A 19,461-nucleotide genomic window follows, 5' to 3' on the forward strand; every position below is an offset into this window, starting at 1 on the left:
TAGTGATATTTGCGAGATGTTGATTGTGTTTATTTATTAATTAAATAATGTGGCGTATGAAAAAGCATTTATTATTTCTTTTTCTTTTGGTGGCTATGAGTAGCCATGCACAGTTGAGAACAGGTTTACTGGTAGGGGGTGGTTTGGGATTTGACAGAAATGTAGCTCCCAATATGAAGAATCCCGATATTATTGAAAAAGTAGCTAAGGGGACAAAACTCTTTGAAGATTACAAGTTTAATTTACAGCTGGGCTATCGTTTCCGTATTGAAGACAAGAAACATACCCGGTGGTTCTATGATATTGATCCGCTGGTTAATGCCAAAATGTTTAAATCGAAAGATGTCAGGTCTGATGCAGGTCGTGTTGAGGCGAACGATGCGAATCTTTCACTCGCCTTGTCTTCTTCCGTTAATTATAAGATCGTGAAAGGCTTATATGCAGGTCTAGGACTGGAGCCTACCTGGTATGTGGCTTCCGACGGGAAGAAGTTTGATATTCCGCTTTTATGGAAAGTCGGTTATAATATCAATAATAAGATCGATATCTCTGTGAACTACCGGTTAGGCTTTACAAATACGATAGATACCGAGAAGTTCAGGAAGGGACAAATTTCCGATTGTAATATATCTGTATTTATCCCGTTTACACTTTGTAAATAAATGAATATATGATGAAAAAGACACTGGTATTAATTGTTATTGCATTGTTCTCTGTTTTTAATTGTGTACAGGCCGCTGATATAGAGGCACGTACCGGTATAATGGGTGGAGATGTATGGGGGCTTCATGCGGGAGCCTATATAAACTTTCCGCAATCAACATTATTTTCAATTCAGACCGGGGTGTTGTTGCATACGGCAAATAGGTCGGCAATCGGCAATTCGGATACATGGGATATTGATTTTAATATCCCGGTTTATGCATCATTCCACATTCCATTGAAGGAAAAGGCAAATCTTCGTCTGAATGGAGGCGTTTATTTTGGTACGGGGCCGGAAGTTCAGGTAGGTGCTACGGCAGAAGTCGGTGTTGAAATGAAAAGAGTCTTTGTCGGCGTTAACTGCTTCCAGAATTGTATAAATGAACAGGAGTTCCTGTTTGGAGTATCTGTCGGATACAAATTCAAATTATAAAAAAGCAGAGTATCTTACTGAAAATGTGAGATACTCTGTTTTCTTATTTGCATAATGCCCATAAAAATGATAAATTCGCTGTCCAAATAGACAGCTATGTTCGATTCAGACCGATGCTGTACTATTGAAAAATCCGTAAAGAAATATGAAAGATTCAGAGATGTCAAATTCGCAAACAATAGAGGTTTTATATGATAAAATCTCTATGTTGATAGAGTCGACTCGTAGACAACTAGCTACAGCTATAAATGTGGCTATGGTGTATACAAACTATGAAATAGGACGCTATATTGTGGAAGAAGAACAGCAGGGAGCTTCTCGTGCGGAGTATGGTAAAGCTACATTGAAAGAATTGTCAAATAGGCTTTCGCAACAATTTGGCAATGGATATTCTTACCCGAATTTGAAGAGAATCAGACAGTTTTATGTAACTTATTCTAATAAGCTCAACAGTGTTGAGCCAATTGAAACGGAGATTTTATCAGGGCAGACCGTCCAGTTTACTCTTAGCTGGTCACATTATCTTGTTCTTATGCGGATAGAAAATCCTGAAGAACGAAATTTTTATGAAATAGAATGCGGCAAACAGAATTGGAGTGTACGACAATTAAGTAGACAAATTGGATCAAGTTTATATGAACGATTAGCATTAAGCCGAAACAAGAACGAGGTAATGCGTTTGGCAATAGAAGGGCAGACATTAGAGAAATCATCTGATATAATAAAGAATCCATTGACTTTGGAATTTTTGGGGTTGAGAATAGATGCTGCTTATAGTGAGAGTAAGCTTGAAAATGCGATCATAGGAAAATTGCAAGACTTTCTATTGGAGTTAGGAAAAGGTTTTTTATTTGAAGCGCGTCAGAAGCGTTTTACTTTTAACGAGCAACATTTCTTTGTTGATTTGGTTTTTTATAATCGATTGTTACAATGCTATGTTCTCATAGACTTGAAAGTTGATAAATTAACACATCAGGATTTAGGACAAATGCAGATGTATGTCAATTTCTTTGATCGTTATGTAAAGATGGATTTTGAGAAACCGACGATTGGTATTTTGCTTTGTCAGGAGAAAAATGATGCTTTAGTCAAACTCACTCTACCAGAGAATGCAAATATTTATGCAACGGAATATGCGCTATATCTTCCGAATAAAAGCTTACTACAAAGAAAATTGAAGGAATGGATTGATGAGTTTGAAGATAAAGGCGATGACGATTATGTTTTGTGAATTATATAGACAGAAATAGACAGCTATGCTTGATTTAGACAAACGATCCCTTATGTATCTGCCGGGTGTAGGCCCGAAGAAAGCGGAGATATTACGGAAAGAGGCCGGAATATCTTCGTATGAGGATTTGTTGTTTTATTTCCCGTATAAATATATCGACCGTAGCCGGTTTTATAAGGTTTCCGAAATAACGGGAAATATGCCTTATATCCAACTGAAAGGACGTATTCTGTATTATGACACGGTGGGGGAAGGGCGAACCCGGCGATTGGTGGCTAAATTTACCGATGGCACCGGGACGATCGATCTGGTCTGGTTCAAAGGTCTTAATTATGTGACCGATAAATACAAAACGGGGACAGACTATATTGTTTTCGGCAAACCGACCGAGTTCGGACATATTTATAATATTCCCCATCCCGATATCGATCCGATGGATCAGGCAGACCAGGTGGCAGCCGGCCTGACACCTTTCTATAATACATCGGAAAAAATGAAAAAGTCGTTCCTTAATTCGAGGGCGATACAGAATCTGCAATATACATTACTGAGTTCTTTGAACTGGATATTGCCTGAAACACTTCCGGCAGATGTCCTGTCGCGTATCCGGATGATGCCGTTGAAGGAAGCGATCCGTAATGTCCATTTTCCGGAGTCGACGGAGAAGCTGAGACAGGCACAGTTGCGCTTGAAGTTCGACGAACTGTTTTTTATACAGTTGAATATCCTCCGTACAGCCAGTCTGCGGAAGTTGAAGCTGAAAGGAATCGTATTCCCCACTGTCGGGAATTACTTTAATACATTCTATAAAGATTATCTTCCGTTTGAACTGACCGGTGCACAAAAACGGGTGGTGAAGGAGATCCGTGCCGATATGGGGAGCGGGCGGCAGATGAACCGTCTGTTGCAGGGAGATGTGGGAAGCGGAAAGACGTTGGTTGCTTTACTCTCCATGCTGCTGGCTGTCGATAACCATTGTCAGGCCTGCATGATGGCGCCGACGGAAATACTGGCAACCCAGCATTATGCTACTGTGATGGAATTCCTGAAAGATATGGACATTCGTGTTGCCTTATTGACCGGATCGACGAAAAAGAAGGAGCGTAATAAAATACTTCCGGCCATTGCCAGCGGTGAAATACAGATCGTGATAGGAACGCATGCCCTGATTGAAGAAACTGTGGTATTCTCTTCACTCGGGTTGGCTATTATTGACGAACAACATCGTTTCGGTGTGGAACAACGTTCACGCCTCTGGAAAAAGAATGCAGTTGTCCCTCACGTATTGGTGATGACGGCTACTCCTATTCCTCGGACACTTGCCATGACCTTGTATGGTGATCTGGACGTTTCCGTTATTGATGAGTTACCTCCCGGTCGCAAGCCTATCCAGACGGTGCACCGTTACGATAATAAAAAAGCCCAGTTATATGATTTTCTGCGTAAGGAAATCCAGTTGGGGCGCCAGGTGTATGTTGTTTACCCGCTGATTGAAGGAAGTGAGAAGCTGGACTATAAAAATCTGGAAGACGGTTTCGAAACATTTAAAGAGGTGTTTCCCGAATATAAAGTTTGCATGGTGCATGGGAAAATGAAAGCGGCGGACAAGGAAACCGAAATGCAGAAATTTATTACCGGCGAAGCGCAGATATTGATGGCAACAACTGTTATCGAGGTAGGGGTGAATGTTCCGAATGCCTCTGTGATGGTGATTGAAAGTGCCGAACGTTTCGGTCTGTCACAATTACACCAGTTGCGCGGCAGGGTAGGACGTGGTGCGGAACAATCCTATTGTATCCTGGTCTCTTCTTATAAGCTGAGCAACGATACCCGTAAGCGTCTGGAGATAATGGTAAACAGTAATAACGGTTTTGAGATTGCAGAAGCGGACCTGCACCTTCGCGGACATGGAGATCTGGAAGGAACCCAGCAAAGTGGGGAAGGGCTTGACCTGAAGATTGCGAACCTGGCTGCTGACGGGCAGATATTGCAATATGCGCGGGATATCGCACAGGAAGTCTTGGACAAAGACCCCGAATTACTGTCCGAACCCAACCGGATTTTGAACGAAAGGTTAAAAACACTCTTTACCCGGAAGATAAACTGGAGTATGATTAGCTAATATGTTGTGAAACATGTTTTTGTGTAAGTGTTTGTGTTTCAGAAAGAATAGTGCGTAGTTTTGAATTTGTTCACTTTCATTGCGGAAATTTTTCCGGATTGAATTTTGTCAACTTGCTCAAAATAACGAACTTTGGTCGATTTGTAAAAAATAGGGTCTGTTTCACAGCTTATTTTACTTCTGGATTCCATTTCGAAAAATGATAAAAATGAAAATAAGAGCACTACTTTTTATTTGTTGTACTTCCTTTATGGTTTCGGCTGTATCAGCTCAGAAACAAACAGGGACAGATACTCCAAAAGAAACTATACATATAGTAAAAATGGATAAACGCGTATCCGAACTGATGGCTGACCGCGTTACCATCCGTAAAGATATGGGTTTGAAAGAACTGGCAGAGATCAATGCGAGAGTTGATGAATCTCTTGCAGCCAATGAAGCCCTACTGTTTCCTGCAGATGAATTATACGGATCAAACTGGGACACCCGTTGGGTTGATCCTTTCCGTGGAGGAGCTAAGGTTGAAATGCCTGATTCCTGCGCTATAGATTGTTCAACATTTATTCTTCCTATTGATACAATGACGCGCGTTACCTCTAAATATGGTCCCCGTCGTCGTCGTATGCATAAAGGAATAGACCTGAAGGTTCAGGTGGGCGATACGATTCGTGCTGCTTTTGACGGAAAGGTTCGTATCCGTAATTTCGAACGTCGCGGATATGGAAATTATCTGGTGGTTCGTCATCCGAACGGACTTGAAACAGTTTACGGTCACCTATCCAAATCACTTGTTGATGTAAACGACATTGTTCGTGCAGGCGATCCGATCGCATTAGGAGGAAACACCGGACGTTCTACCGGTTCTCATCTTCATTTCGAAACCCGCTTCCTGGGACAGGCTATTAATCCGGCCGACATTATTGATTTCGAAAACTCAGTTCCTCATCAGGATGTTTATGTATTCCATAATATAAAGATTAACGGGCGTAAGAGTAATATTTATACTTCTTCAAGCGACCAGATGGTTTATCACCGTGTGAAATCGGGTGATACACTGGGTAAGATTGCCCGCATGTATGGCACGACAGTCAATGAGCTTTGCCGTTTGAATGGTATCAAGAGTACTTCTATGCTTCGTTTAGGCCAGTCAATCCGTTGTAGTGCCGGAAAAGAAGCGACTGTAGCAGCTAAATCTGCAACCCAAAAGACAAATACGCAAACTGTAGCGAAAGCGGTTAAGACTACAACTGTAGAAGCTGCCACTCCGGTTGCCTCTCTGACTGGAAATGTCAGTGCTGATCAGGAAGCAACACCTGTTTACCACCGCATTAAGAGTGGTGATACCTTGGGTGCTCTGGCTGCTAAATACGGAACAACAGTTGGCAAGTTGTGCGAAATGAATGGTATATCCAAGACTACTGTTTTGAAACTGGGTCGTTCCATCCGCTGTAAATAAGTTATTTTTAAGATAAAGGCAAGGCGCAGATGGAAACTTCATCTGTGCCTTTGTTGTTTTTTTACTATATTTGATGTAGTCTGAAGGTATTTAATTGACTACAAATAGATTAAAAGAAACTCGCATGAGAATGGGCAACGGATAAGAAATTGGTAAAGTGCTTTGATACACTATATTTCTCATGCTGTCAAACAACTCTTATTTGTTTGCAAATATAATATTATTGCAGGTAATAATCAAAAATAACGAGGTTTATTTTCATTTTTACCTGCTGATATTTGTTCCGGATTATCAGATGCGATATATTTGTAATTAGGATTCGTACCGTGTTCCAAGCGGTTCATAAGTAACGACTTGCGGAGTTTTGGCAACAAGGGGATGCGGCTCCGTTTTATAGAAATGACTTATGCAAACCGACTTATCCATTTACAACAGTCTTCGCCCTTCCTTTATAGAAGGCGTTCACGCCGTGAAGTTCAATGCTTTGTCGGCGGTCATATCGCGTTACCGGGATTATGCCCGCAGTTCCGAACAAATAAAAGCGTACTCGGGAGATTCTCTGCTGATGCGGGACATCGCCTCCTTGCTTGACGAAGCACCCCGTCCCATAACGAGGGAATACCAGGATTTCACCCCGTTCCTGCTTCTTCTGATGCTTTCGGAGGAATTTCATGCCGTCCATTACGTCGAGCGTCTTGTAACGTGGTATTTCGGCTATTGTTGTGTCGATGAACTGCGGACGGTCTGCACCATTCTGTCCCAGTGTTCCTACCCGCATCACGACACGCTGCGGCTGCGATTCAAGAATTACCTGCGTGAAGCCCGTAAGACATTGGGTATGCCCGTTGAATGTAACGCTGCTGTCATGCTGAAAATGCTCGACGCCTCTTATGAACATCTCACTCCCGCCGATGTCGGGGAGTTCGAGGAGCTGTTGCACCTGGGGGACGATTACGAGTTCATCTCCCGTGTCAAATCGAATTATCTTGCCTCGGATAACGTCACGGAACTCGCCGGGGTTTGCGGGTATTCCAGCACGATTACCTTCCGCCGGCGTTTCCAGCGGGTTTTCGGCTGCTCGGCCTCCTCGTGGTTACGTCAGCGCCGTATCGAACGTATCGGGGAGTTGCTGCGGACGACACACTACACGTTGCAGGAAATAGCCTACATGTGCGGTTTCTCCGCCCAATCCCACTTTACGGACTTTTGCAAGCGGAATATGGGGAGCAATCCCACTTCCATCCGCCAGGAAGGTCGGATCTGACATTAAAATCGGCTCCGTGATAAAAAAACGAAGAGAAAGATAAAAATCGTAATCCGCCGGTTTTTCGATTCGCTAACTTTATGCGCGAAAGTAACAAGACGGATTATGATTGTATTTATAGAGAAATTAAACAGCGAAGTCCTGCGGAGTATCGAACGCATCGAATCGCGGGATACCGACGTGTTGAAAAAGTCGCTTGAAGCGTCACGTGTCCTGGGAGAAGCGTTCGACCGTTTGAAACAATATATCATCGGCTACCGTTTTCAAAACGATGACGAGGAAATAAAGTTCTTCAAAGAAATCAAACCTCGTCTTTTTTGCCGTCTGATCTATTACCGCAAGCTCTATAATATCGAGATGAACCGTCCGGTAGGAAGTATCGAGGCACAACGGGAGTACCTGGACGCCCATGTTCGGGCCATCAATGCGTACACGCAGAAACGCCTCGACTTTATCCGCTATTTCCGCAGCGGCGCCACACACCTGGACAGCCTCTATTTCCTGCGCGGGCAGACCGACACGGAGCAATACCTGGAAACCTTCTACTATGAACTCGACCCGCAGTTTTCGACAAACGCGGATTTCAAGGTGGCGAAAATCCTGGCCAACGATATGTTGTCGGTTTATCTTATGGGCGAATTGGAATCACTGGAGAGCACGAACCACCGGAACATGGTTCTGCCATTGTCTGACGTGCGTCCGACATGGCAGGACTCGAAGACGGATCTGACGGAACTTATTTACCTGCTCGACAGTAAAGGCTGTTTCGGCAATGTGCCACTCACGCAACTTGCCAGCTACATTTCCAACGCTTTCAACGTACACCTCGACATGAACCTTTCGAGGACATTCTGCGATATGAAAATCCGAAACAACCCGACACCGTGGCTTGACAAGGCGAAAGAGGCCCTGCTTAAACGTATGCAGACATGGAAGCGAAACAAGAAAAACGGCAATTCCGAGTAGAATATGAACCGGTAAAGCACTCTATTCCTTATAGAAACACTGATAATCAGCGTTGTATATAACAAAAGAACCGAGGTCGGTTTTCCCCCGTAACTCTCGAAAGGAACTTTCCCGAACGCCCGTATTTGCACCCGTATAAGGAGCCGATACGGGTGTTCCGTTGTAGCCCCGTCCGGATTAGAACACCGTTAAGCGTTGAATCACAGTATTCTATCGCATTTCTGCCAATAAAAATACCGAGTACGGGCCGCGGATTTCGGTAAAAAACACTGCCTTCTTCACCGCATGAACCATTGAGAATCAGTTCACTGCAAATTATCAAAAAAAAGTCGTACCGACCTCGTTTTAAGCTGTCCATATAAGCCCGACCTTTGTAACAGACTAAAAAACAAAGGAGTATGAAAATCATAGTGATCGGTTCGCGAGCCTATAACGAGCTTGTCGGGCGTATAGAGAAAATAGAGGCTGCAATCGCCTCTCTCCCTGAAAAGGGGCGTGCATGGAATAAGGAGTATATAAACGACGAATGGATGGACGGCGAGCAGGTCTGCCGTTACCTGGGCATCAGCGGGCGTACCCTTCAACGCCTCCGCTCGGATCACGTGATCACCTATTCGGCCATCAACCGGAAGCTGTATTATTCCCTCACGGAAATCCGCCGTGTGCTGAAGGAGCGTTCCGTGCGGCGCAAGAACCAACCAAAGGAGTAGGCCATGTTTCTGGACAAGGAATATTTCGACGGATGGATGCAGCGGCTCTCGGAACGGCTGGAACGTATTGAGAAGCTGTGCGCGGGGGACGTGGAGCAACCGCTTTCCATCCTGCCTGACGGGGAGCGTCTTCTGGACAATTACGACCTGTGCCGTATGCTCAATATCAGCAAGCGCACACTCCAGCGTTACCGCACCTCGGGAGAGCTGCCTTACGAGATGATCTATCACAAGACCTTCTACCGGGAATCGGACGTCCTGCGGTTCATCGAGCGTAACTTCAGTAATTTCCGCAAGCTGAAAAAGGATCGTCCTGCCGGTTCCGGTTAGGCCCTGTCCCGAGAGTCCGGCGTCATGGAAAAACGCGGAGATACATGGAATAAGGCACGACAAGGCGGTACAACCGTTCGATATTTGCCGTAAAATCAGTATGTTTGCACTTGGAAGCCTATATAATAATGAACAATGAAAGAAACAGATAAAATATATCCTGCCGACAAAGGGGAGGAAGAGCTACTGCATAACGTGCGCCATATCTTGCAGGAAGCGCGCGCGAAGGTGATACATCATGTCAATTCGACCCTCGTGAGGGCTTACTGGCAGGTAGGGAAATATATAGTGGAGTACGAGCAGCAGGGAACCGGCCGTGCCGGATATGGCAAGGCTGTCATCAACACCCTTTCCAGGCGGCTCGTGGCGGAGTTCGGAAACGGGTTCACGGCCACCAACCTGCGGTACATGAGGCAGTTTTACCAGTGCTACCCGAAATATCACACGCTGTGTGATAAATTGAGCTGGTCGCATTGCCGCACGCTTCTCAAGGTGTCGGGCGATGCCGCCCGTGATTTTTACCTGCACGAGTGCGTCAAGGAAAACTGGAGTGTCCGGCAGCTCGACCGCCAAATCAACACGCTTTTCTATGACCGCTTGCTGGCCAGCCGAGACAAGAAAGCCGTGAAAGAGGAGATTTCCCGTACCGAACCCGGGCGTGTCGAACCCAAAGAGATCATCCGCGACCCGTATATCCTGGAGTTTCTCGGTATCCCCCAGGGAGAGCATTTTCTGGAAACCGATCTGGAGCAACTGCTCATCAGCCGCTTGCAGCGCTTGATGCTCGAACTCGGGAAAGGCTTCGCCTTCGTCGCGCGACAGAAGCGTATCTCCTTCGACGACAAGCATTTCTACATCGACCTGGTCTTTTACAATTACCTGGCCCGCTGTTTCGTTTTAATAGACCTTAAATCCGGGGAGCTGACCCATCAGGATTTGGGGCAGATGCAGATGTATGTCAATTACTACACCCGTGAGTTGATGAATCCCGGGGATAACCCTCCGGTGGGTATCGTCCTCTGCGCGGAGAAAAACGACGCGGTCGTCCGTTATACGCTGCCCGAAGATGAAAAGCAGGTCTTCGCCGCCCAGTACATGACCTATCTTCCCACGCAGGAGGAGCTGCAAACACTCTTGCAGGAAGTGTGACAACAACGCTCATGGGCATATGAAAAAAGCCGACGGAAATCTGTACTTCCGTCGGCTTTTCGCTTACATCTTAATCCCTTTCTTTGCGGGGCCGTTCTCCGGCGGGCTGCCCACGCCCGCGATCACGATGCGCCCCCCGGAGGCGTCGGCAATCTGCCGCAGCCGGGAAGGAATACGGGCCGCCGTGTTGTCTTCCTTCGGGAGCTCTTCCGCCGTGTCATGCCGTTCCCGGCACACGTCGTTATCCTCCTCCGCCTCCTTTCCCTCGCTCTCTTCTATCGGTTTGAGGCTTTGCTGTATCCTGCGGTCTATTTCCGTCAGGTCAGTTTTCAGGGCCGTCAGTTCGGGCTCCTTGCGCCAGGAACTTTCCACCACTTCCCGCAGGACGGGAATATCTTTCTCCAGTTCCTCGTTCTTTTTCCGGAATTTTTCCAGTGTCGGCTCGATGGTCGCGAGCGCGTGGATGAAGTTCATCGCCGCCAGTCGCGGGTCGGAGGCGATATTCCCGTAGTTATACTGGTATAGATAATCCCCTTCACCCCGGACATAAAAACGGTTCTGCACCAGGTCGAGCCCGTCTTTCCCGGTCGTTTCGCTCTGGACGAGCAGTTCGAACCCGTAGAGGCTCCCGATGGGTTCGAGCCTGTCGAGCGTGCGTGCCGTTTCGGCGATACGGTTGAGCTGTTTCCCGATGAGCTTGGGGTCGGAGGTTTCCAGCCCGTTCAGTTTCACGGGATTGCGGTACGAGCCGTCCTCGTTGAACTCGACGCGGGCCTTGAAGTGTTCCAGATCCTTGCCGATACGCCGTATCAGGTCGTTGTTCTTCTCTATCTTCTCCGTGATCTGCTCCAGCTTGTAGCGGCTCGATGATTTGCCGCGCACGAATGCCTGGCGTTCGCTTTCGAGCGTGGCGATCTTCTTCTCCAGGCGGGCCTTGTCCAGCAGGTCTGTATTTCCCGAGAGGACGGCTACATACTCGGAAAAATTCATGCCGCTTTTCTCGTCGATGGCCCCCTCGTCGATGGTACGGCTTCCCATGTTGTTGGTCTTGAGCTGGCGGATGAACAGTTGCTTGTTGTGCAACAGCCCGAACTTGTAGGCGTCGAGCGACTTCTCGACGGCGTATAATATCACGTCCACCTTGTTGTCGGCATGGAGTTTGGCGATCTCGTTCCCGGTGCGTATTCCCCGCCCGTCGCGCTGCTCCAGGTCGCTGGGACGCCAGGGGCAGTCCAGGTGGTGTATCGCCACGCAGCGTTTCTGCGCGTTCACTCCCGTCCCGAGCATCTCGGTCGATCCGAAGAGTACGCGGATTTTTCCGGCGTTCATACCGGCGATCATCTCCTTGCGCGCTTTTTCCGAGGTCGCCTCCTGGATGAACCGCACCTCGCTTTGGGGTATGCCGTAATCCTCCGCGAGTTTACGCCGTATCTCGGAATAGACGTTCCACCCCGCTCCGGGTTTGTAGGTTCCCAGGTCGGAGAATACGAACTGCGTACCTTTGTACGCCTCGAAACGGCGGTAGTAACCGGCAATCATACGGGCGCAGTGGCTCGCCTTGTTGTCCACGTGGTCGCTGTATAGTTCGGGGTCTATCATACGCATATCGAGCGACATCTTGCGGGCGTAGTCTGTGGCAATGAGCATTTTCGCCTTTTCCTCCCGCTCCGAGAGCGGCAGGCGGCCCAGGAGCGTGGCATCGCCCGATTTGGCGAATTGCACCAGCCGTTCTATGAACTCCGTCTGCTGGGGTGTCGGCGGGATATTGTGCAATATCTCGTTCTTTTGCGGTCGGTCGATCCCTATATCCTCCGCCGAGCGGTAATCTGTAATCTCGGAGTAGAACATGGCCAGTTCGGGAACCTTGATGAAATATCGGAACCGTTCTTTCTGCACGACCTCGTTGGTCACGGAAAACTCGTAGTCGATGGTTTTCTTGGCAAATATGGCCGCCCAGGCATCGAAGGTGCGGATATTCTGACGCTCCAGTTCCTTCGGGCGCAGGTACTTGAAAAGCAGGTACAGTTCCGTGAGCGAGTTGGAGATGGTCGTTCCCGAGAGGAACGTCGCCCCCAGGTCGCGGCCCGTGCGCTGCTGTATGGTACGCAGCGCGAAAAGCATGTTGAGCGCCCGCTGCGACCCCTCGGGATTTCCGAGGCCCGCCACCCGGTCATGCCGGGTCGTGAAAGTCAGGTTCTTGAATTTGTGGCTCTCGTCCACGTAGAGGTGGTCGATACCCATGAGGCGGAAGTCCACGGCGTCGTCCTTGCGTGTTTCCAGCGCGTGCGCCACCTTCTGCAACTTGGCTTCCAGGTTGGCCTTGCGTTTCTGACACCCTTTCATCATGGCGCGGGAAACGTCCCTGCCTTGTGCTTTGAGCACTTCGAGGTTCTCCTCCACACAGTCCAGCTCGGCCTGCAATATCTCCTGCTGTATCTCCGGGGACTGGGGTATCATGCCGAACTGTTCGTGCGAGAGGATCACGGCGTCCCAGTCGTTGTTGCGTATCTCCCGGAAGATGCGCTCACGCTTCCGGGGCGTGAAATCCTCCTTGCCCGGGTAGAGGACTTTGGCCATCGGGTAAGCGGTGCAGAACGTCCGGGCTATTTCATGGATGTTGGCTTTCAGCCCGATAATCATGGGTTTATTGGCCAGCCCGAGGCGTTTCTTCTCGTAGGCCCCGCAGCACATGATAAGGGTCTTTCCGCCGCCCACCTCGTGGTCGATTATCCCGCCGCCGAGCAGTTTGTCCATCCATATCGCGTCCTTCTGGCTGTCATACAGTTTGTCGATTCCCAGCCCCTTGAGGTCGAGGTCGGGGAATTCCTGGTGCGTCCCGTCGTACTTCGGGCGCACGTAACAGTTGAAAGTACGGTTATAGAGGTCTGTCAGGCGGTCTTTGAAGTCGGACGACTGCTCGCGCAGCCATTCGGGGAAAGCACCCCGGATCTCATCTATCTTGCTGTTGGCGAGCTGTATGGCCTCCCCGTCACGCACTTTGACCTCCCGCCGTTCTCCGTCCACCCATTTGAGGACGGTCTTGGTGATGTCGGGCGAAGTGTTTTGCAGGGCGTGTTTCAAAAGGTGCAGGCCGTTGTACTTACGGGTCTGCGCGCTGACGGCATACTGCTCCGTGATCTTCACGTTCGTCGCTTCCGCCTTCACGCCGTACTCGTCCAGGTTGGAGGCGAAGGTGATCTTCACCTCCGTATCGAAGAGCGAGGAGGCGAAACGCTCGTAAACACCTTTTGGAATCCACCGTTCGCCCAGGTTGAAATCCAGGTCGTCGAAAGCGATGGGTTTGGGCGTCGCCTCGCGCAGAGCCTCCAGCGATTCCCGGGCCGGGGCGTGGTCGGGATTCTCCCGCAGGAACGCCTCGATCCGTTCGGCTTTCCCGATGACATTGCCGGCGATGAACTTGTCGGCAACCTCGTAGCCGTCCGTTTCCGGGTTGTAATAGATGCGTCCTTTCAGTTCCCCGAGTATTCCCTCCACGGTAGTTCCCGTGAGCGATGCCATGTAGCGAGGTTCCACCCGGCCGTACTTGTTCAGGCTGGCCACAAGGGCCTCCGAAGCGTCGTCGGCGTGCGTGATCTCATCGGGATTGAAGGCCACGGGACGCTCGAAGATGTCGGCTTTGCGTGCCTTGCCTTCGATGTAACGCTCCAGCGATAGAATCTCCGTTCCCCGCGCGTCCATCTTGATCAGGTCGAGGTTGCGTTTGTCATTGAGCCGTCCGAAGCGTTCGGTGAAATTGTCGTAAAGCCGGTTGAGCATCTCCCGCAGGGCGGGGTTCGCCGTCAGTGTTTCCGCCTCGTTGTTATAAAGGTGGTAATAGGCATCGCGTATCTCGATATACATGGAGGCTTTCGTCCGTTGTGCAGGCGTGAGTTCCAGCGGGTGGAACATGGGTTGCAGGGATTCAATCCCCCGCAGGTAGCCGACCCGGTTTTGTCCGTCCGTGACGAGTGTCCCTTCGCGGAAATAGGGGGCGACCTCCCCCTCGAACGGGCGGGGTTTCATATCCGCCTCCCGTATCTGCGGCGTTTCTTTACCGGGTTCTTCCTCCTCCGGATTGTCCGGCGTGTCGAACAAGCTGCCCGTTCTCGGCGTACCGGCGGCTTGTTCCCGTCTGTCTTTCGGGGCTTCCGTCGGGGGGCGTACCGCCTGCCGTTCCCGCTGTTCCGGGGGTTCCTGCTGCCGGGTGCTTTGTCGGCGCAGTTCCGCCCTCCGTTCCGGGGTAAGCGACATCATCATCTCGTAAAAGCCGTTGATCGGCGGGTTGTCCTCCCAGTTCAGGGAGGCATACAAGTCTTCGGGATCACGCTCCGGTGGCGTCGTTTTCGGCATTTCGCTCTTCTGTTCCTCCGGAGAGGAGGCTGGGGCGAATAATGAGGGTTGCCGGGGCGTCTTCCGCTTTGCTCCCCGGCGGCTGTTCCTTTTCTTGGATATACCGAGTTCTGCCTGCCGCCGCTCCTCGGCGCTGAAGCCGAACAGGTCGTAGAGCGTCAGCAACGGTTCCTGCTGCACGTTTACCGGTTCGGCAGCTTGGGTGGCAGGTGCGGGAGCCGCCGTTTCCACCGTGTCGAAAAGCGACCCGGCGAAGCCCTCCCGCGGTTTCGGTTCCGTTGTTCCGCCCACGTGCTGCACGGGAGTATCCGCCATGCCGAAATCTTCGGGTTTCGGCGGGTGTTGCTCCCACAAGCGATTCTCCCGCTCCTTCGACCAGGCCCCGAAGTCGGCCAGATCCTCCCCGGTCGGTTCTCCGGCGGATGTGGCGGCAGAATCCGGTAACGCTTGTCCGGGTTTGTTTTCGATTCGGGTAATCTCCCCGGTTTCGGTATCGACATGGTAGCCCTGCGCCGCCATTTCGGCGACGACGCGGCGTTTTTCCTCCTCTTCCCGTTGCTGCTGAAGGTTACGGGCGTCGGCGATAATCTCCTTGACGATTTCTCCGGCAAGGCGGGGCTCGTGTCTTTCGGCACGCTGGCGTTCCGCCTGACGGGGACGGGACAATTCCCGCTCCGGTGTACCGGGTGTCTGTTCCGGAGCATGTTCCAGGCAATAACTCTCGTTGAAATGCCGGTTGAAATCCTCCGAGAGCATACGCCGCATCTCCCGGTCGATGCCGTCCACGCCCTCCGCGTGGGTGAACTCCATCGCCGGTTTGCCGTAGGGGTCTTTGCCTACTTTGGCCTCGGTATGGATCACCCTGTCGAACGACTGGAAAAGGTTGTTTATCCGGATGCCGTTCGACAGCTTGCGGGATTCGATGAAATCCCGCTGCCGTTCGGACAGTTCCCCCGTGGCGGCTTTCTTTTGCAGGATAACCAGGTCGCTGCCGACCTCCGTCCCCGCGTGTTCTGTAAAGAGGTTGTTCGGCAGCCGGATGGCCGATACGGGCTCGCAGCGGTTCATCAGCCACTCGCGCACGGGGCGTCCCTGCTCGGCGTTCAATACTCCCTGCGAGGTGATGAATGCCACCAGGCCGCCCTCGCGTACCATATCGACGGACTTCATGAAAAAATAGTTGTGCAGCGCCCGTGTGCCTTGCCGCCGCACGGGGTCGGTATGGGTGGAGAAGAACGGGTCGAAGAGCGCCACGTCCCCGAAAGGGATGTTGCTCACGGCCACGTCGTAGTAACCGGCGTATTTGGGTTCGATGCGCTCGAATCCCTGTATCCGCACCCGTTTTTCGGGGTGCAGGTGCTTCAGGATCAACCCCGTGGCGGGGTCTTTCTCGAAGCAGGTGATCTCCGCGTAGGGGTCGTGGAAATCCACGGCATTGACGAAAACCCCCGTTCCCGCACTGGGGTCAAGAATACGTTGGGGGGCAATCCGCGTGTCCCATATCGCCTCCACGATGGCGTCTGCCACTTTCGGGGGCGTGTAAAAAGCCGTCAGGACGGAGTTCTTGATCCCGTCCATGTAGCGCTTGTATTCCCGTTCGTCGGGAGTATTCGCCCTGATGACCTCGTGCAACTCGGCCACGAGCGTTGCCATGCCGTCCTTGTCCGGTTTCCCGGTGGGGTTTTCCAGCACTTCCTTGATGGCGCCGAAGCCGCTGTATGCGCCGAGTGTCCTTTCTTCTTCGGGAGTCGGCGCCCGCCGTTCCCTGTCGAGCGTGAAGGCCGTCTTCAGCGCGTCGATATTCTGGCGGAGGTGGGTTTTCTTATTGAATGCCATCTTCGAGAAGTATTTGGACGGTTCCCGTCAGTTCGGTATAGAACAGTTCGTAGTCGGGCGTGTCAGCGAAGTCGTCCGTGAGGTCGTACTTCTCCAGCACCCCGCGGCAGAGGGGCAGCAGGCGTAGAGCCGCCTGCCGGGCGGTATCCTCGGGAATCTCCGCCTCGAATTCCCTCCAGAGGATGTTTACCAGCGTGTTGTAGGGTGAAAAGTGCAGTCCGCGGCAGAGTTCCTCGCGGGCAATTTCTTCGGCCTCGATGTGGTTGCAGCCCGAACGGATCGCCTCGCTGTACGCTTGGGCGGCGCTGTCGGCCCGCTCGGCGATGAACTCACCTTCGGCGATGAGTTCCGGGTGGCTGTCCTTGAGGTAGGATAGTAACGAAAGTCCGTAATAGGACAATTCCCCCGTGGGGGTATGGTGTTGCTTGTCTGGCATGATAAGAATTTTTAGTGGTCGTTGATAATCGGGGAAGAGAAAGGCGCCCCGGGTTCCCACCCGAAGCGCCGACCACTGAAAAAATCCTTATCAAACAAGCGTATCTCGTTATGACAGGTCTTTTCCAGTGGCAAAGGTAACGATTATTTCCGTTTGTTCCTCTTTCCCTGCCTGGGAGTATCGCGCGGCTCGAAAACGAACGAGGTCTTGAACTGGTCATCGAGCGTGAGGGCCGCGTCGAACGTCCCGCCGCCGTTTTTGACGAATCCCCGGATCGTGCCGGTTTTGCCTTTGGTCAGCAGTTCCGCGAGCTGCTTGTCGGTCAGCTCCTTGCGGGCCACGGTTCTCCATACGGTCAGGCCGCAATCGGGATTCTGGCACTTGGCGAGTTTGGGATAGAACACCACGGGCCTGCCGCAACGCGGGCAGGCTGTGTCACTCTCCGCGCCGTCGATTCTTGCTTCCAGCAGTTCTTTGGCGATTTGCGAGGCGAAGACCTCGATACCGCGATGGAACGTCGGGGCGTCCATCTCCCCGGTAGCGATCTTCGAGAGGGCCAGTTCCCAGCCGCCCGTCATGGCGACATCGGCGATCTTCTTGTCCCTGACCACGGCATACACGGCCAGTCCCTTGTCCGTGGGTACAAGCGACTTTTTCTCTCGCCTGACATACTCGCGGGCAAAGAGCGTTTCGATGATGGCGGCACGGGTGGCGGGCGTGCCGATGCCGGCATCCTTCATCGCCTCGCGTTCGGCCTCGTCGGACAGTTCGCGTCCGGCGGTTTCCATCGCCGCCAGCAGGCTCGATTCCGTGTGAAGGGGGCGCGGCCGGGTCTGTTTCTGTTCCGTGACGCATCCTTTGACGGGCAGCTCGTCGCCTTGCACGATGTCGGGAAGGAGGGTCATGTCCTCCTCTTTCTCCTCGACAGGTTCATTCAGGACGGCCCGCCAGCCCGTCTCGACCATGATACTGCCGCGGGCCGTGAAATCATGTCCCGCGCTTTGCAGGGTAAGGGAAGTGTTTTCTTTCACGCAGGCCCCGGAAAAGGTTTCGAGCATCCGCCCCGCGACCATCTCATAGACGATGCGGTGGTCGGCATCCAGTTCGGAAGGGAGGTTCTCGGTGGGAAGCAGCGCGTGGTGGTCGGCGATCTTTTCGTTGTCCACGCTTCGGCGGGAGAGAGATGCGGTATCCATCCTGCCCGCGTATTCCGCGAAACGGGGATAGCGTGTCATGTTCCCGATGAGTGCCGGAATCTCCTCGGCCACATCTTCCGATATATAGCGTGAGCCGGTACGGGGATAAGTGATGAACTTCTTCTCGTAAAGCGACTGGGCGATGTCGAGCGTTTTTTCTGCCGAAAAACCATACCGGCTGTTGGCCTCTTTCTGGAGTGTCGTCAGGTCGTACAAGAGAGGCGGCTGTTCCCTGGCCTCCTTGCGCTCCACGTTCACGACGCGTACCGTTCGGGCGCCGATAACCTCGGCGCAGGCTGCTTCCGCCTTCTCCCTGCCGTCGAATTTCTCCGTGGAGAGGACGGTGAACTCCGTGCCCTCCTTTGCCGTGGAGAGCTTCAGCCGGAAATAGGTGGCGGGCTTGAATGCCTTGTTCTCCAGGTAACGGGAGCAGATGATCGCCAGCGTGGGGGTCTGCACCCGTCCGAGCGACCAGACGCCCCGCCCGGCAGCCACGGCAAGCGCTTGCGAGGCGTTGATACCGACGATCCAGTCGGCTTCGCTGCGGGCTTTGGCCGAGAGATAAAGGTTGTCGTATTCGTTGCCGGGGCGGAGGTGTTGTAACCCCTCGCGGATGGCCCGGTCGGTCAGGCTGCTGATCCATAACCGCACGAAAGGGGTGCGGCATTCCAGGTAAGAGTAGATGTAGCGGAAGATCAGCTCACCTTCACGCCCCGCGTCGGTCGCGACGATGATGCGCTCGGCCATGCCGAACAATTCCCGGAGAATACCGAGCTGCTTCACGACACCCGGGTCGGCCTTATACTCTTTACCCTCCCGAACCTGCCGGGGCAGGAGGATGAACGATGATGGCAGGATAGGCAGGTTTTCCCGGCGGAAACCCGCGATGCCGTACTGTTGGGGCATTGCCAGCCCGACCAGGTGGCCGAAGGCCCAGGTTACGGCGTAGCCGTTTCCCTCGATAAAACCGTCTTTACGGTTCGTGGCTCCCACGATGGCGGCGATCTCACGCGCCACCGAGGGCTTTTCTGCGATAATTACTTGCATGATGATTCGGATTTTTCAGTGGTTGTTTTCTTGTTGTTCTTCTTCTTTCTCTTTTTCCGGACGGGAGATCAGCCGGCGGTCGTAATAGACATGGTTGCCGTTCCCGTCGTAATACTGCCGTCCGTCGTCCGCCTCCTCCGGGGGGCTGCGTTTACCCGGCCGGAGGTACAAGGCAGCCAGCGCCGCGATCAGGAGCGGCATGGTTCCAGCCTGCATGTAGAACCATTTCATAC

General features: G+C 51.8%; 14 protein-coding genes. 10 read left to right on the forward strand and 4 right to left on the reverse strand.

What is annotated here, in order from left to right:
• Positions 1-56: 56 nt before the first annotated feature.
• The 10 genes from NBH15_RS12680 to NBH15_RS12730 all read left to right on the forward strand — a co-directional run bounded on the left by NBH15_RS12680 (position 57) and on the right by NBH15_RS12730 (position 10,363).
• A complete protein-coding gene (locus NBH15_RS12680; RefSeq protein WP_052716663.1) occupies positions 57-662 on the forward strand; it encodes an outer membrane beta-barrel protein in 606 nt (201 codons plus the stop codon).
• Between the two features lie 8 nt (positions 663-670).
• Entirely contained in the window at positions 671-1,135 is a 465-nt protein-coding gene (locus tag NBH15_RS12685; protein WP_229061025.1) for a hypothetical protein, read from the forward strand.
• A gap of 145 nt (positions 1,136-1,280) precedes the next feature.
• A complete protein-coding gene (locus NBH15_RS12690) occupies positions 1,281-2,366 on the forward strand; it encodes a PDDEXK nuclease domain-containing protein (protein WP_046145615.1) in 1,086 nt (361 codons plus the stop codon).
• Positions 2,367-2,391: 25 nt separating this feature from the next.
• On the forward strand, positions 2,392-4,488 hold the full coding sequence (gene recG / locus NBH15_RS12695) for an ATP-dependent DNA helicase RecG (RefSeq protein WP_007655756.1): 2,097 nt from the start codon (positions 2,392-2,394) through the stop codon (positions 4,486-4,488).
• A gap of 208 nt (positions 4,489-4,696) precedes the next feature.
• Entirely contained in the window at positions 4,697-5,944 is a 1,248-nt protein-coding gene (locus NBH15_RS12700; RefSeq protein ID WP_128133107.1) for a M23 family metallopeptidase, read from the forward strand.
• 406 nt (positions 5,945-6,350) lie between these two features.
• A complete protein-coding gene (locus NBH15_RS29375) occupies positions 6,351-7,208 on the forward strand; it encodes a helix-turn-helix transcriptional regulator (RefSeq protein ID WP_117610865.1) in 858 nt (285 codons plus the stop codon).
• Positions 7,209-7,313: 105 nt separating this feature from the next.
• Positions 7,314-8,174, forward strand: a complete 861-nt coding sequence (locus tag NBH15_RS12715; protein ID WP_117610864.1) for an RteC domain-containing protein — start codon at positions 7,314-7,316, stop codon at positions 8,172-8,174.
• A gap of 398 nt (positions 8,175-8,572) precedes the next feature.
• On the forward strand, positions 8,573-8,884 hold the full coding sequence (locus NBH15_RS12720) for a helix-turn-helix domain-containing protein (protein WP_004295488.1): 312 nt from the start codon (positions 8,573-8,575) through the stop codon (positions 8,882-8,884).
• A 3-nt stretch (positions 8,885-8,887) separates the two neighbouring features.
• Entirely contained in the window at positions 8,888-9,214 is a 327-nt protein-coding gene (locus NBH15_RS12725; protein ID WP_004295487.1) for a helix-turn-helix domain-containing protein, read from the forward strand.
• 135 nt (positions 9,215-9,349) lie between these two features.
• Positions 9,350-10,363, forward strand: coding sequence for a PDDEXK nuclease domain-containing protein (locus NBH15_RS12730; RefSeq protein ID WP_004319206.1), 1,014 nt, complete (start codon positions 9,350-9,352; stop codon positions 10,361-10,363).
• A 63-nt stretch (positions 10,364-10,426) separates the two neighbouring features.
• Here NBH15_RS12730 and NBH15_RS12735 read toward each other — a convergent pair whose 3' ends face one another.
• From NBH15_RS12735 to NBH15_RS12750, 4 genes are all read right to left on the reverse strand, one after another.
• Positions 10,427-16,549, reverse strand: a complete 6,123-nt coding sequence (locus tag NBH15_RS12735) for a helicase-like domain-containing protein (protein WP_250822794.1) — start codon at positions 16,547-16,549, stop codon at positions 10,427-10,429.
• Positions 16,536-16,985 (reverse strand): DUF1896 family protein, encoded by a 450-nt coding sequence (locus NBH15_RS12740; RefSeq protein ID WP_154291651.1) that lies wholly within the window; start codon positions 16,983-16,985, stop codon positions 16,536-16,538. Before NBH15_RS12740 ends, NBH15_RS12735 begins: the two co-directional genes overlap by 14 nt.
• Positions 16,986-17,128: 143 nt before the next feature.
• On the reverse strand, positions 17,129-19,228 hold the full coding sequence (locus tag NBH15_RS12745; RefSeq protein WP_008620097.1) for a type IA DNA topoisomerase: 2,100 nt from the start codon (positions 19,226-19,228) through the stop codon (positions 17,129-17,131).
• 15 nt (positions 19,229-19,243) lie between these two features.
• The gene (locus tag NBH15_RS12750) at positions 19,244-19,459 is read right to left on the reverse strand and encodes a hypothetical protein (RefSeq protein ID WP_008620098.1); all 216 of its coding nucleotides are present in this window, start codon (positions 19,457-19,459) and stop codon (positions 19,244-19,246) included.
• Between the last annotated feature and the right edge of the window lie 2 nt (positions 19,460-19,461).

Source organism: Parabacteroides caeci (assembly GCF_023656795.1).
Classification (GTDB): Bacteria; Bacteroidota; Bacteroidia; order Bacteroidales; family Tannerellaceae; genus Parabacteroides; species Parabacteroides segnis.

Excerpts from the sequence above, each read along its gene's own strand:
- NBH15_RS12720 (WP_004295488.1), top strand. The coding sequence starts at position 8,573 with ATGAAAATCATAGTGATCGGTTCGCGAGCCTATAACGAGCTTGTCGGG.
- NBH15_RS12735 (WP_250822794.1), bottom strand. The coding sequence starts at position 16,549 with ATGGCATTCAATAAGAAAACCCACCTCCGCCAGAATATCGACGCGCTG.
- NBH15_RS29375 (WP_117610865.1), top strand. The coding sequence starts at position 6,351 with ATGCAAACCGACTTATCCATTTACAACAGTCTTCGCCCTTCCTTTATA.
- NBH15_RS12680 (WP_052716663.1), top strand. The coding sequence starts at position 57 with ATGAAAAAGCATTTATTATTTCTTTTTCTTTTGGTGGCTATGAGTAGC.
- NBH15_RS12730 (WP_004319206.1), top strand. The coding sequence starts at position 9,350 with ATGAAAGAAACAGATAAAATATATCCTGCCGACAAAGGGGAGGAAGAG.
- NBH15_RS12745 (WP_008620097.1), bottom strand. The coding sequence starts at position 19,228 with ATGCAAGTAATTATCGCAGAAAAGCCCTCGGTGGCGCGTGAGATCGCC.
- NBH15_RS12715 (WP_117610864.1), top strand. The coding sequence starts at position 7,314 with ATGATTGTATTTATAGAGAAATTAAACAGCGAAGTCCTGCGGAGTATC.
- NBH15_RS12690 (WP_046145615.1), top strand. The coding sequence starts at position 1,281 with ATGAAAGATTCAGAGATGTCAAATTCGCAAACAATAGAGGTTTTATAT.
- NBH15_RS12685 (WP_229061025.1), top strand. The coding sequence starts at position 671 with ATGATGAAAAAGACACTGGTATTAATTGTTATTGCATTGTTCTCTGTT.
- NBH15_RS12740 (WP_154291651.1), bottom strand. The coding sequence starts at position 16,985 with ATGCCAGACAAGCAACACCATACCCCCACGGGGGAATTGTCCTATTAC.
- recG (WP_007655756.1), top strand. The coding sequence starts at position 2,392 with ATGCTTGATTTAGACAAACGATCCCTTATGTATCTGCCGGGTGTAGGC.
- NBH15_RS12700 (WP_128133107.1), top strand. The coding sequence starts at position 4,697 with ATGAAAATAAGAGCACTACTTTTTATTTGTTGTACTTCCTTTATGGTT.
- NBH15_RS12750 (WP_008620098.1), bottom strand. The coding sequence starts at position 19,459 with ATGAAATGGTTCTACATGCAGGCTGGAACCATGCCGCTCCTGATCGCG.
- NBH15_RS12725 (WP_004295487.1), top strand. The coding sequence starts at position 8,888 with ATGTTTCTGGACAAGGAATATTTCGACGGATGGATGCAGCGGCTCTCG.